The 12,534-nt window shown below is 72.4% G+C and carries 10 protein-coding genes; 8 read left to right on the top strand and 2 right to left on the bottom strand.

Going from position 1 to position 12,534, the window contains the following annotated elements:
• The first annotated feature begins 13 nt into the window (after positions 1-13).
• Positions 14-1,249 (top strand): PEGA domain-containing protein, encoded by a 1,236-nt coding sequence (locus tag WMF20_RS02850; RefSeq protein WP_437610482.1) that lies wholly within the window; start codon positions 14-16, stop codon positions 1,247-1,249.
• A gap of 12 nt (positions 1,250-1,261) precedes the next feature.
• On the top strand, positions 1,262-2,212 hold the full coding sequence (locus tag WMF20_RS02845) for a hypothetical protein (RefSeq protein ID WP_437610480.1): 951 nt from the start codon (positions 1,262-1,264) through the stop codon (positions 2,210-2,212).
• A 45-nt stretch (positions 2,213-2,257) separates the two neighbouring features.
• On the opposite strand, the gene hflX is transcribed toward WMF20_RS02845, so the two are convergent.
• On the bottom strand, positions 2,258-4,123 hold the full coding sequence (gene hflX, locus WMF20_RS02840; protein WP_437610478.1) for a GTPase HflX: 1,866 nt from the start codon (positions 4,121-4,123) through the stop codon (positions 2,258-2,260).
• Positions 4,124-4,343: 220 nt separating this feature from the next.
• On the opposite strand from hflX, the gene WMF20_RS02835 reads away from it, so the two are divergent.
• The 6 genes from WMF20_RS02835 (at position 4,344) to thiL (ending at position 11,721) form a co-directional block, all read left to right on the top strand.
• Positions 4,344-5,363, top strand: a complete 1,020-nt coding sequence (locus WMF20_RS02835) for a homoserine kinase (RefSeq protein WP_437610476.1) — start codon at positions 4,344-4,346, stop codon at positions 5,361-5,363.
• Positions 5,364-5,526: 163 nt separating this feature from the next.
• On the top strand, positions 5,527-6,420 hold the full coding sequence (locus WMF20_RS02830; RefSeq protein ID WP_237244977.1) for a M48 family metallopeptidase: 894 nt from the start codon (positions 5,527-5,529) through the stop codon (positions 6,418-6,420).
• Between the two features lie 47 nt (positions 6,421-6,467).
• Complete coding sequence (locus WMF20_RS02825) at positions 6,468-8,285, top strand: dynamin family protein (RefSeq protein ID WP_437610474.1); 1,818 nt, start codon at positions 6,468-6,470, stop codon at positions 8,283-8,285.
• A 108-nt stretch (positions 8,286-8,393) separates the two neighbouring features.
• Positions 8,394-9,122, top strand: a complete 729-nt coding sequence (locus WMF20_RS02820; protein ID WP_020732588.1) for a GTP-binding protein — start codon at positions 8,394-8,396, stop codon at positions 9,120-9,122.
• A complete protein-coding gene (locus tag WMF20_RS02815) occupies positions 9,119-10,735 on the top strand; it encodes an ATP-binding protein (RefSeq protein ID WP_437610472.1) in 1,617 nt (538 codons plus the stop codon). Before WMF20_RS02820 ends, WMF20_RS02815 begins: the two co-directional genes overlap by 4 nt.
• A complete protein-coding gene (thiL, locus tag WMF20_RS02810; RefSeq protein ID WP_437610470.1) occupies positions 10,732-11,721 on the top strand; it encodes a thiamine-phosphate kinase in 990 nt (329 codons plus the stop codon). The genes WMF20_RS02815 and thiL overlap by 4 nt, the downstream gene beginning before the upstream one ends.
• Positions 11,722-11,860: 139 nt before the next feature.
• On the opposite strand, the gene WMF20_RS02805 is transcribed toward thiL, so the two are convergent.
• Entirely contained in the window at positions 11,861-12,367 is a 507-nt protein-coding gene (locus tag WMF20_RS02805; RefSeq protein ID WP_437610468.1) for a hypothetical protein, read from the bottom strand.
• Between the last annotated feature and the right edge of the window lie 167 nt (positions 12,368-12,534).

The raw sequence follows: 12,534 nt of genomic DNA, 5'->3' as shown, positions 1-12,534 counted from the left end.
GAGGGCTTACGGTATGCGTTCACGATCGGGCCGGCTGACGATGTTGACCTCGGCGGCGATGGTCTCTGGGCTCCTGACGCTGACGAACGTCAGCCCGGTATCTGCGCAGACGGCGCCGCCTCCGGCGGGCAAGCCGGCCGCGCAGGCGCCCGCCGGGGCCGCGCAGGCGCCCGGCGCCACGCCGCCCGCCGCCGGCGTCACGCCGCCCGCCGCCGGCGCCACGCCGCCCGCCGCCGGTACGCCCGCGACGGCAGCGCCCGGAAAGACCGCCGAGCCCGCGGCGAAGGTGACCACCACCAAGCCGAAGAAGCCGCTGACGGAGAAGCAGAAGAAGGAAGAGGCGAAGAAGCTCTACAAGGAAGCCGAGGCCAGGTTCGAGAAGGGCGAGTACGCCGTCGCGGCCGACCTGTACCGCCAGGCGGACGAGCACGTGCCCGGCGCCGCGCCGAAGTACAAGCTCGCCCTCTCGCTCGACAAGCAGGGGCTCGCGGCCGAGTCGGTCGCGGCGTGGCAGGCGTTCCTCGACTCGAAGCCGGACGCGGAGAAGTTCAAGGACAAGATCACCGAGGCGCAGGGGCGCGTCGAGGCCCTGAAGAAGACGCCGGCCAAGGTGAAGGTCGCGACCGTTCCGGAGGCGCCGCCGGGCCTCAAGATCGCGATCGACGGCGTGGCTCAGACGGGCGCTGAGCTCTCGGTCCCGCCCGGCAAGCACACCCTCACCGTCTCGGCCGAGGGGTTCGCCGACGCGAGCCAGGAGCTCGAGGTCACCTTCGCCGAGGCGCGCGAGGTCAGCGTGGCGCTGACGCCCAAGCCGCCGGAGCCGGTCGCCGCGACGCCGGCGCAGCCCCCGGCCCCGCCGCCGGCCGCCGAGGTGCCCCCGGCGCAGCCGCCGCCGCCTGCGCCGGTGACCGAGCCGCGCTCCCCGGTGCCGGCGTACGTGACCCTCGGGCTCGCCGGCGCCGGCGTCGTCGTCGGGACGATCTTCGGCATCCAGGCGCTCGGCGCGAAGGGCGACTTCGACGAGCAGCCGACGACGAAGAACGCGGATCGCGTCGACCGCTTCGCGCTCATCTCGGACATGTCCTTCGCGGTGGCGCTCACGTTCGGCGTCACCGGCGCGGTCCTGCTCCTCACCGATGACGCGCCGGCCGAGCCGAAGGCCGCTGCTGCGAGCGCGAAGAAGAAGGCGTTCGTCACTCCGTACGTCAGCCCGACAGGCGGCGGCGCCGCCGCGCGGTTTACCTTCTAAGGGGACTACACCATGTGGAAGAACCAGTACCTTCTCGCGATGGCGCTCTGCGCCGGCGCGCTCTCGACCCTCGGGATGGGCTGCGAGCTCATCGCCACGGTCGACCGCTCGCGCATCCCCGGGGACGACGGCGTCACCGACGGGTGTGCTGACGGCACGAAGAACGGCGAAGAGACCGACATCGACTGCGGCGGCCCCACCTGCCCGCAGTGCGAGCTCGCCAAGGCGTGCACGGCGAAAGAGGACTGCGCGAGCGGCTTCTGCGCCGACGGCGTCTGCTGCAACGCCGCGTGCGACGCGGAATGCGACGCCTGCACCGCCGCTCTCAAGGAGTCGGGCGAAGAGGACGGCTCGTGCGGCCCCGCGAAGGCCGAGTCCGAGTGCGGCGAGGCGACGTGCTCCGAGGGCGTCCAGACGGCCCGCGGCACCTGCGACGGGACGAGCGTGGAGTGCGCGCCCGGCGAGGAGACGTCGTGCGAGACGTTCGCCTGCGATCCGGAGGCGAACGCGTGCTTCTCCGAGTGCTCGGAGGACACGCAGTGCGCCAAGTGCCACGTCTGCGATGCGGAGACCTGCTCGCTGGCCCCGGCGGGCACGCCGGGCCTCGGCTGCGAGGACGACCAGGCGTGCGACGCCGCGGGCGAGTGCAAGGCCGCGAACGGTCAGGAATGCACGGAAGCGGCCGACTGCGGCAGCGGGATCTGCGTCGACGGCGTCTGCTGCGACACCGCCTGCGACTCGGCTTGCCAGGCCTGCAACGTCGAGGGGTCGGCGGGCACGTGCTCGAACGTCCCGCTCGGCGCCGAGGACGGGATGGACTGCAGCGACATCAACGTCTGCGACGGCGAGGGCGCTTGCAAGCTGGCCGAAGGCCAGAGGTGCGCCACGGACGACGAGTGCGCGAGCGGCAACTGCCTCGGCACCGTCTTCACCTGCGACGAGATCGCGACCCCGGATCCCTGAGCTCTCCCCGGCTCCCGCCGGGCTCCCCGCGGAGCCCGGCGGAGCTCACGCCCCGAACGTCCCTCGCGCGCGCGCGCTGCTCGCCTCGGCCCCGGCGCCGGAGGTCGGGCCGAGCACCGTCATCGACTCGGCTTCCCCGTCGAACAGGCCGCCGTCTTCCTCCGGCTCGCCGCCTTCGGCCTCCGCCTCGTAGGCGGGCACCGTCGCGGCCTCCTCCCAGCGGCTCTTGAGCCGATCCGCGAGCTTCGCGAGCAGCTCTCGCGTCGTCTCCCGGTCCGTGGCGGACAGGAGCACCGCGTCCGGGTGCCCGAGCAGCAGCCGCCGCCCCTCCTCCGGGGCGATCAAGTCCGCCTTGTTGAACACCAGGATGCGCGGGATGCCGATGAGATCGAGCTCGGTCAAGAGCGCCTCGGTCGTCTCGATGTGCTGATCGCGCGCGGGATCGCTCGCGTCCACGACGTGGAGCAGGAGGTCGGCGTCGGCGGCCTCCTCGAACGTCGCCCGGAAGGCGGCGAACAGGTCCTTCGGGAGCTCCCGGATGAAGCCGACCGTGTCGGTGATCACCACCTCGCGCTCCTCGGGGAAGCGCAGCCGCCGCGAGCGGGTGTCGAGCGTCGCGAACAGCTTGTTCTCGGCGAGCACGTCGGCGCCGGTCAGCGTGTTCAGCAGCGTGCTCTTGCCGGCGTTCGTGTAGCCCACGATCGAGACCACCGGCACGCCGAGCCGGGCGCGGCGCCGGCGGCGCTGCTCGCGCTGCCGGGAGAGCCGCTTCAGCTGCGCCTCCAGGAAGCTGACGCGCTCCTTCGCGCGGCGGCGCCCGATCTCGAGCTTCGTCTCGCCGGGACCACGCCCCCCGATGCCGCCGGTCAGGCGGGACAGGGAGTCGTCCTTCTGCCCGAGGCGCGGGAGCGTGTACTTCAGCTGGGCCAGCTCGACCTGGAGCTTGCCGTCCGACGACTCTGCGCGCTGGGCGAAGATGTCGAGGATGAGCTGCGTCCGATCGAGCACCTTGAGGTCCGTGTGCTTCGCGATCGCCGACGCCTGCGACGGGGTGAGATCCCGGTCGAAGACCAGCGTCTCCGCGTCGAGCTCCGAGGCGCGCAGCACGACCTCGTCGAGCTTCCCCTTGCCGAGCACGAGCCGCGGATCGATGCGGTCGCGCAGCTGGAGGACCGTGTCCGCGACGTCGACGCCGGCGGTCCCGGCGAGCTCGGTCAGCTCGCGCAGGCTCTCCTCGGCCCGCGCGAGCGCGCCCGCCTTGGCCTTCTCGGCGACGTGCACGAGGATCGCCCGGCCGTCCTTGGCCGAGACCGATCGCGTGCGCGAGCGCTTCGCGAATTCGTCCTCGAGCGCCTGGATGAGCGCGCCGAAATCGACGTCGACGCGGCCGACCGCGACGGGGCCCACGGTCCGGTACGGCAGCTCCGCCTTCCCGCGGCCGTCGCCGCCCTCGTCGTCCACGGTCACCGTGACCGCTCCCTTCCCGTGGACCGGCACGTTGTACGCGTACTGGACGGTCCGCGGCTCTCCCTGCGGGGAGAGCTGCACGGCCGCGATCAGATCGAGCCGGAGGCGGACGAGGTCGACGAGGTCGTCCCGCGTGAGCGGCTCGTTGAAGAGGTGCGTGTGGACGAGCCGGAGCGCCCTGAAGCGCCCCTGCGCGGCGCGGAGGCGCCCGATGTCGGGCAGCATCAGCCGGGTCGCGTCGCCGACGACGACGTAATCGATCTCGCCCGAGCGGTGGACCAGGGCGCCGACCTGGCGCCCCGTCTCGTGCGACGCTTCGGCGAGCGCCTTGATGAGCTCGGGCGTGGCGATGCTGGCGAGCGGGACCTTGCGGCGGTAGATGCGCTCTAGGGTCTTGGTGGCGAGGGGGCTGAGTCCGGTGGTGTTTCCGTAGAGGGTGGGCATTCGGTGGTCGAAGGGAGTGTTGCTCCCGCTCATTCATAACGCACGCAGGGCCGGTCCGCGACCTGGCCCGCCGCGGATCTCGCGTGGTTCGCGCATTTTCTCGTCGCTCGCCTCCATCTCCCCTTCCAGCGTCCCCTTCCCCGCGCTTCGCGTCTCCCGCCTGCGCGCGCCTCCACGTTCCTGTAGAGGCCGCGGCCGAGCCGTGGCAACGCTGCCCACGATGGCCATCCTGACCCCCCTCTCGCTCGCAGATGCCCGCCGCATCGGCGCGCTCTACGGCCTCGAGGTCGCCGACGTCCGCGGCCTCCTCGCCGGGAGCGTGAACTCGAACTTCGCGCTGACGCTCGCCGACGGTCGCGGGCAGGTCTTCCTGCGCATCTACGAGGAGCAGCAGCTCGGCGCCGCCTCGCGCGAGGCGCGCATGCTGGCGCACCTCGCGGCCGGCGGCGTGGCCACGCCGCAGCCGCTCCGGCGCCAGGATGGGATGTCCGGGTCGGAGGACACCGCGTTCATTGCAGAGCACGCCGGCAAGCCGGTCGCGCTGTTCCCGTGGGTCGCGGGCGACTCGCTCTGCCAGAAGCGCGTCACGCCCGACGCGGCCCGACGCGTCGGCGCGGCCCTGGCGCGGGTGCACCTCGTCGGCGCGTCGTTCGAGGGGGCCAACGCGAGCCGGTTCGACCTCGACAGCCTCGACCAGCGGCTCCAGGGCCTCCGCGCGCCGGCGCGCCCTACCGGCGAGGCCGCCGCGGCCCTCCCGCCCGATGTGGCCGCCGCGGTGGACGAGCTCACCGGCCGGCTCCAGCGGATCCGCGCCTCGGCGCCGCGGGCGCCCGGGCCCGAGACGCTGATCCACGGCGATCTCTTCCGCGACAACGTGCTGTGGCAGGGCGGCGAGATCTCGGCGCTGCTCGACTTCGAGAGCGCCTCGCGCGGCAGCGCCGCCTTCGATCTCGCCGTCACGATGCTGGCGTGGTGCTACGGCGACGACCTCGACCCCGACCTCGCGGCCGCGCTCGTCGCCGGCTACACCTCGGTGCGGCCGCTATCAACCGAGGAGCGCGGCCGGCTATTCCACGAGAGCTTGGTCGCGGCGCTGCGGTTCTCCATCACGCGGATCACCGACTTCGAGCTCCGCCCGAAGGGCAGCGGCGTCTACAAGGATTTCCGGCGCTTCCTCGCGCGGCAGCGGACGATCGAGCGCCTCGGCCCGGAGGGGCTCCTCGCGCTGCTGCGCGTCTGATCGCGACCGCTCGCGTCATGATCGCGCCTGTGTTGCGCCCGCTCTCGTCCGCTCGCGTCCGATTCGGGTGTGCGCGATGGTCGCCTCGTGATTTTGCGTGAAGTTCACGGCGCCGGGCGAGGGCGGCGTTGCGCGCCCGCGGCCCGACCGTTACCTTCGCCGGATGGCACAGGTCGGAACGCTCGATTTCAAGGGCTTCATCGAGAGACGGAAGGGCCAGCGCGCGGGCGGCGGGGACGGCGCCGGCAACGCGTACGCCTACGTGTCCGATAAGAACACGCGGCTCGCGTTCGAGAAGATGCGTCCGGTCGAGCTCGCCGTGACCGCCGCGGTCAGGCTGTTCAAGACGGTCGGCAAGAACGAGCTCCTCGGCCACGCCGTGAAGGTCGGCCCCGCGCAGTTCCCGCGCGTCCACAAGCTCGCGGTCCACTGCGCCGAGACGCTCGGGATCGCGACCCCGACGCTCTACATCGTCAATAGCCCCACCCTCAACGCGGCCACCTACGGCACGAACGACGACTCGTTCATCATGGTGCACTCGGCGCTCGTCGACCATTTCACCGACGACGAGCTGCTCAGCGTCATCGGCCACGAGTGCGGCCACATCCACAACAGCCACGTCGTCTACCTGACCGCGATGCACTACCTGACGCGGATGGCGTCGGTCTTCGTGAAGTGGATCGTCGGCCCGGCGATGCTCGCGCTCTCCGGCTGGTCGCGCCGGGCCGAGGTCACCTGCGACCGCGCCGGCCTGCTCTGCGCGAAGAGCCTCGACGTCTCGACGCGCGCGCTCACCAAGCTCGCGCTCGGCTCGACAAAGCTCTACGAGGAGCTGAACCTCGAGGCGTTCATCGCCCAGCACGACGAGGGCAAGGGCGGCATCGGCCGGTTCGCCGAGTTCACGGCCAGCCACCCGTGGCTGCCGAAGCGCGTCCTGGCGCTCCGGGCCTTCGCCGAGAGCGAGCTTTACCAGCGCCACGCCGGGCTCGGCGCGGGCGGCCTCTCGATGGAGGAGGTCGACGAGAAGGTGCACGAAGTCATCAAGATCTGGGGCTGAGGGGCTCGCTCCTCCTGGCTACCGACCCAAGGCCGAGGTCAACGCACATGCTCGAATCCTTCCACAGCCGCAAAGACGACGTGACCGGGGCGCTCCGGGAGCTCGCGGAGTTCGCCGAGGGCCTCGGCGCGAAGAGCGTCGGGACGCGCATCACGAACGATCTCGTGAAGAAGCTCGAGGCCGACAGGTTCCACCTCGTCGTGGTCGGCGAGTTCAACCACGGCAAGACGACCTTCGTGAACGCCCTGCTCGGCGCCTCGATCCTCCCCGTCGGCGTGACGCCCACGACGGCGGTGATCCACCACCTCGAGTACGCGGCCGAGCCGCGCGCCGAGGTGGTCTACGCGTCGGGAGAGCGCGTGGGCCTGCCCTTCGAGGACGTGCGGGCCTTCACCGTCGGCGGGGAGCGCTCGTCGAGCGCCGGCGAGGTCAAGTTCCTCGAGGTGGGGTACCCGGCCGAGCTCCTGCGCGAGCGCGTCGTCCTCGTCGACACCCCCGGGGTGAACGACCTCTCGCTGCAGCGCGCGGACATCACCTACAGCTACATCCCGCGGTCCGACGCCGTGCTGTTCCTCATCGACGCCGGCCAGCCGCTCAAGGAGAGCGAGCGCGTCTTCCTCCAGGACAAGCTGCTCGGGCAGTCCCGCGACAAGATCCTCTTCGTCGTGACGAAGCGCGACATCTGGAGCCATGACGAGGAGGCCGAGGCGCTCGCCTACATCCGGGGCGAGCTCGGCAAGCTCGTGAAATCGCCGGTGGTGTTCCCGATCTCGAGCGAGCGGGAGCTGGAGGGTGACCGGGCCGGCAGCGGCATGCCGGAGCTGCTCGATCACCTGACCCGGTTCCTCGCCGAGGAGCGCGGGCGCATCCTCCTCGACAACGCGCTCGGCGAGGGCCTGGAGTCCGCGCGGCTGCTCGGCAAGGGCGTGGACGCGCGGCGGCGGGCGACCGCGATGTCGCGCGACGAGCTCAGCCGCCGCATCGAGATGATCGAGAAGGACCTGGCCGGCCAGTCGCGCACCATCGAGGAGCGGCGCGCCGGCATCCGCGAGGAGGTGAGCGCCATCCGGGCGTGGGTGCGCCGCGACCTGGACCGCTTCGTCGACGACGTGCTCCGGCAGCTGCCGGCGATCATCGACGAGGCCCACACCGACGAGATCAAGGTCTACCTCGGCGCCTTCCTGGAACGCACCTTCGCGGAATGGGCGCAGGCCGAGACGAAGGAGATCGCCACGGCGCTCGAGACGCTCGCCGAGAAGACGATCGCGCTCGTCCGCGAGGACGCGCACGACGTGGCCAAGCGGGTCAGCGAGGCGCTCGGGGGCGACGTGAAGACGCCGAACGTCGAGGTCGACACGTTCGGCTACGACGTCGGGGTCTTCGCGCTCTTCACGATCGGCCTCGGCGTCATGTTCACGAACGCCCTGCTCGGCGGGATCCTGGCGCTCGCGGCGCCGGTCCTGGCCGTGTACGTGAAGGAGAAGGTCGAGGCCGAGACCCGCAAGAAGGCGAAGGAGATGGCGCCGAACGCCCTGCGCGAGGCCGCCACCCGGATCGGGCCGAAGCTCGACGAGATGATCCAGGAGTTCGCGAGCCGCCTCGACGCGTGGGTGGTCACGGCCGGCCAGGAGCTGCACCGGGAGGTCATCGAGGTGCTCAAGGCGGCCCGCGAGGAGCGGGTCCGCGCCGAGCCGAGCAGCGAGAGCCAACTCAGGGCGTGCGACGACCAGGCGGAGGCGCTCAAGGCGCTGACGGCCCGCCTCGAGGGGCTGCGCAGCGCGCTCTGGACCGTCGAGAACGGCGAGAGCAAGCCGATCCCCCCGCCCGTGTCCAGCGTGCCCAACGCGCCCGGCGGCTCGGCCTGAGCGGCGCGCACGCCTCCTGACACGGGGGGAGGCGCCGCCCGGCCCGGCCCCCTCGGCCGGGCGCCGTGGCCATATCCAACCGTCCGGCGCTCATGCGAGAATGCGGCCGTGCAGCTCGACTTCGCAGCCCGTGAAGTGACGATCAAGCTCGTCTATTACGGCCCGGCGCTCAGCGGCAAGACGACGAACCTCGTCTCGCTGCACGGGCTCGCCGGGTCGGACGCTCGCGGACGCCTGATGACGCTCGAAACGCAGGACGATCGCACGCTGTTCTTCGATCTCCTGCCGCTCACCTTCCGCGCGAAGGACGGCGACGTCTCGCTCCGCATCAAGCTGTTCACCGTGCCCGGCCAGCCGATGCACGCCGCCACGCGGCGGCTCGTGCTCCAGGGCGCGGACGGGGTCGCGCTGATCGCCGACTCGCAGATCACGGAGACGCAGCGCAACGCCGAGGCGTTCTTCGACCTCCGCCAGAACCTGCGGGAGAACGGCCTGGATCTCGCCCGGATGCCGCTCGTCATCCAGTTCAACAAGCGCGACCTCCCCGATATCCGGAGCGACGAGGAGCTGGCGCGGCTCGCCGCGCGGGGCAAGGAGCCGGTGTACCGGGCCATCGCGACCCGCGGCATGGGCACGGTGGAGACGTTCATGGGCCTGCTCCACCTCACGTGGGAGACGCTCGATCAGACGCACCAGCTCTCGAAGCGGCTGTCGATCAGCGGCGAGGAGCTCCTGAACAGCGCGGCGCGCCAGCTCGGGGTGACGAGCTCGGTGGGCGAACTCCTGGCGAGGCGTATGGGCGGCAGCTTCGAGAAGAGCTCCCGGATCGTTCCATGAGGCCCGACGCCCACAAGGGGACGCCGGCTGACTTCGGCCTCGACGACGAGGACCTCCTCCATGTGCCGAGCTCCGCGCCGATGCCGTCGGCGCGCGTCGCGGACGCGCCCAGCTCCTCGAAGCGCGACGGCGCGGCGAGCGCGCCCGAGCCCTCGACGCTGCCGCCTCCCGCGGCCGCGCCGGTCGTCGATCTGGTCGGCATCGGCCCGCTCTCGCTCGAGGATCTCGTCGATCGCCAGGCCCTCGGCGAGATGGCGACGTCGTTCCACGAGCTGTTCGGGCTGCCCATCCGCATCCAGTCGATCGGCGGCGCGATGCTCGCGGAGGCCGGCGCGCTCGCGCCGCCCGCGTCGCTCGCGTCGCCGGGCGGCCCTGCCGGCGACGCGCAGGAGACCCAGCGGACCGGCGCGCCGCCTCCGGATCGGGCGCAGCGGCGCGGCCCGGCGGCCGGCGGCGAGCTCGCGGATCCCCGCTTCCCCGGCGCGCTCTACCAGGTGTTCCCGATCGAGTACGACGGCCGCGCGATCGGCCGGTCGATCCTCGGCCCGTACCTGCCCGAGGGCCTCGACGCGCCCCCCGCTGCGGAGCTCGCCGCGGCGGCGCAGCTCGAGCAGGCGCGCGCGGCGGAGGGGCTGCCGCCGCTGCCGAGGCTCCGGCCGGAGCGGCTCGGCCAGATCGCGGATCACCTCCGCGCCGTCCTCGATCTCATCCTGTTCAGCGGGCACAAGTCGCTCCTCACGTCGACGATGCACGTCGCGTCGATCCGCGAGAGCTTCCGAGAGCTCTCGCAGAAGAACGCCGAGCTGGAGCAGGCGTACGAGCGGCTGAAGGAGCTCGATCGGCTCAAGTCGAACTTCCTCGCCACGGTGTCGCACGAGCTCCGGACCCCGCTCACGTCGATCATGGGCTACAGCGAGATGCTCGCCGAGGGCATCGGCGGCCCGCTGACGGGCGAGCAGCGCGAGTTCATCGACACCATCCGGTCGAAGAGCGAGCAGCTGCTCGGGCTCATCATGAGCCTCCTCGATCTCTCGAAGCTGGAGAGCGGCACGCTGATCGTGCACCGCACCGAGGTGGCGGTCGGCCCGGTGCTCGTGGAGGCGGCGTCGACGATGGCGCCGGCCGCCTCGAAGAAGGGCGTCGAGCTCCGGATCCACGCCGAGAGCGATCTCCCGCCGGTGCTCGGGGACAGCGACCGGCTGCGCCAGGTCTTCGTCAACCTCGTCGAGAACGCGGTGAAGTTCACCGAGGCGGGGGGCGAGGTGCAGCTCGTCGCCCGCGCCGTGAGCGAGGACACGGACGATCTCCCCGGGCTGGTGCTGGTCGCGCCGCTCCAGCAGGCGGTCGAGATCCGCGTCGTGGACACGGGCATCGGCATTCCTGCGGGCGAGCGGCTGAAGGTGTTCGATCCGTTCTACCAGATCGATCAGAGCTCGACCCGGGAGCACGGCGGCACGGGCCTCGGCCTCTCGATCGTCAAGCGACTGGTCGAGGCGCACAGCGGCACGGTCCGCATCGAGCCGAACGAGCCGCGCGGCACCGTGTTCGTGGTCAAGCTGCCCACGGTCGCCGGCTCGTCGTCGAACAGCCTCGTGCCGCCGATCTTCCAATGAGCGGGCGCTCCGAGTGGACGCGCATCGAGCTGCTGCGCGCCGTGCTCGGCGGCGCGGCCGGCGAGCACGTGCTCTGCGGCATCGGCGACGACGCCGCGATCCTCGCGCCCGTGGCTCCGCAGGGCGGGGCGCTCCCTGGCGGCGCGGCGCCGCTCGTCTGGACGGTCGACAGCGCCGTCGAGGGCGTGCATTTCCGGCGCGATCTCCTGAGCTTCGAGGACCTCGGCTACCGGGCGACGATGGCCGCGGCGAGCGATCTCGCCGCGATGGGGGCGCGCCCGCTCGGCCTGCTCGCCGCGCTGGTGTTGCCTCCGGACGTGAGCGACGACGATGTCGGCGCCATCGCCGCGGGCCAGCGCGCCGCGTGCGACGAGATCGGCGCGGCGATCGTCGGCGGCAACCTCTCGCGGGGCGGAGAGATCTCGATCACCACGACGGCGCTCGGCGCCGCGGCCGCGCCGCTCCGGCGCGACGGCGCGCGCCCCGGCGACGCGCTCGCGCTGGCGGGGCCGGTCGGCCTCGCCGCGGCGGGGTTCGCGCTGCTCGACCGGCGCCTCTCGCCGGCCGACGCTGCGGCCGCCCCGGCGATCCGGGCGTTCCGCCGGCCGGTGGCCCGCATCGAGGCGGGCCTCCGCGCGGCCGCGGTCGCCCGCGCGGCGATCGACATCTCCGACGGCCTCGCCGCGGATCTCGCGCACCTCGCGGCCGCGAGCGGCGTGCGCGTGCTGCTCGACCCCGGGGCGCTCGTGAGCGCCGAGCTCCGCGAGGCCGCCGCGCTGCTCGGCGCCGATGCGCTGGAGCTCGCGCTCTACGGCGGCGAGGACTACGCGTTGGCCGTCGCGGGCCCCGACGTCGGGGCGCTCCCCGGCTTCGTGGCGATCGGCCGCTGCGCGCCGCGGGAGGAGGGCGCGAGCGACGTGGCGCTGCTCGGACCCGACGGGCAGCTCACGAGCCTCGTGGCGCGGGGGTACGACCACTTCGCCTGAGCCGCGTGCCGGACGGTGCTCGGCGGAGCGGCTGCTCCGGGCTGGTGGCCTGTTCTGAGCAGCTCGCGGCGCTCGCGAGCGCGCCTGGGGCTCTCCACATCGCGTCCGCGGCGCTCGCGAGCGCGCTGGCCGCCCTGGCTCAGTTGCACTCGGCGGGCGGCGTGGTTCCGCCGAGGCTCGCTCGGATCTGGGTGAGCGCCTTGGCGCGCGGGGTCTTCCCGCTCTTCACGAGCTTCTCGATCCCGGCGCAGAGATGGGATGCCGTCGCCGCCTTCGACTTGGCCTCCGGCGACTTGCCCGACTTGGTGGCGACGGCGTGGAGCGCCGTGCAGCACGCCTGGATGGAGGCGCCTCCCCCGCGGGAGGTCCCCGCCCCCGCCGCCGGCTCGGCCTCGGCCGTCGCCGCCCCCGCGTCTGCATCTGCGGCGGCGGCCGCGGGCTCGGCGGAGGCCGCTGCGGAGGGCTCCTGGGTTGCAGCGGGCGTCGGATCCGGCGTCGCAGCGGGCACCGGATCGGCGGCCACCGGCGCGACCGTTTGCGCGGGCGCGGGGATCGTCTCCGGCTCTGCTTCTTCTTTCTGGCAGGCGCTGGACAGGATGCCGCAGGTGAGGACGACGAAGGCCATGGACGAGCGCGACCGGATCATGCCTCGTCTTCTACAAAGCTTCGCGGAGCACAGCCATCGGGCCGACAAAGTAGAACCGCGTCCGGACGTCCCCGCAGACCTCGCGCGCAGCGGGGCGTTCCAGCCCCATCTCACCGGTTCAGGAGGCCATAGCCGCCAAGAGGCGCGAGTTCGTGGGAGGGGCCCCC

Source organism: Sorangium sp. So ce834, from assembly GCF_051521425.1.
Taxonomy (GTDB): domain Bacteria; phylum Myxococcota_A; class Polyangia; order Polyangiales; family Polyangiaceae; genus Sorangium; species Sorangium cellulosum_D.
Note: the sequence above shows the minus strand (reverse complement) of the source record. Positions and strands in the feature narration are given on the sequence as shown.

Bases quoted from the DNA above. Each gene is read 5' to 3' on its own strand.
- WMF20_RS02850 (WP_437610482.1), top strand. From the start codon at position 14: ATGCGTTCACGATCGGGCCGGCTGACGATGTTGACCTCGGCGGCGATG.
- WMF20_RS02845 (WP_437610480.1), top strand. From the start codon at position 1,262: ATGTGGAAGAACCAGTACCTTCTCGCGATGGCGCTCTGCGCCGGCGCG.
- hflX (WP_437610478.1), bottom strand. From the start codon at position 4,123: ATGCCCACCCTCTACGGAAACACCACCGGACTCAGCCCCCTCGCCACC.
- WMF20_RS02835 (WP_437610476.1), top strand. From the start codon at position 4,344: ATGGCCATCCTGACCCCCCTCTCGCTCGCAGATGCCCGCCGCATCGGC.
- WMF20_RS02830 (WP_237244977.1), top strand. From the start codon at position 5,527: ATGGCACAGGTCGGAACGCTCGATTTCAAGGGCTTCATCGAGAGACGG.
- WMF20_RS02825 (WP_437610474.1), top strand. From the start codon at position 6,468: ATGCTCGAATCCTTCCACAGCCGCAAAGACGACGTGACCGGGGCGCTC.
- WMF20_RS02815 (WP_437610472.1), top strand. From the start codon at position 9,119: ATGAGGCCCGACGCCCACAAGGGGACGCCGGCTGACTTCGGCCTCGAC.
- thiL (WP_437610470.1), top strand. From the start codon at position 10,732: ATGAGCGGGCGCTCCGAGTGGACGCGCATCGAGCTGCTGCGCGCCGTG.
- WMF20_RS02805 (WP_437610468.1), bottom strand. From the start codon at position 12,367: ATGATCCGGTCGCGCTCGTCCATGGCCTTCGTCGTCCTCACCTGCGGC.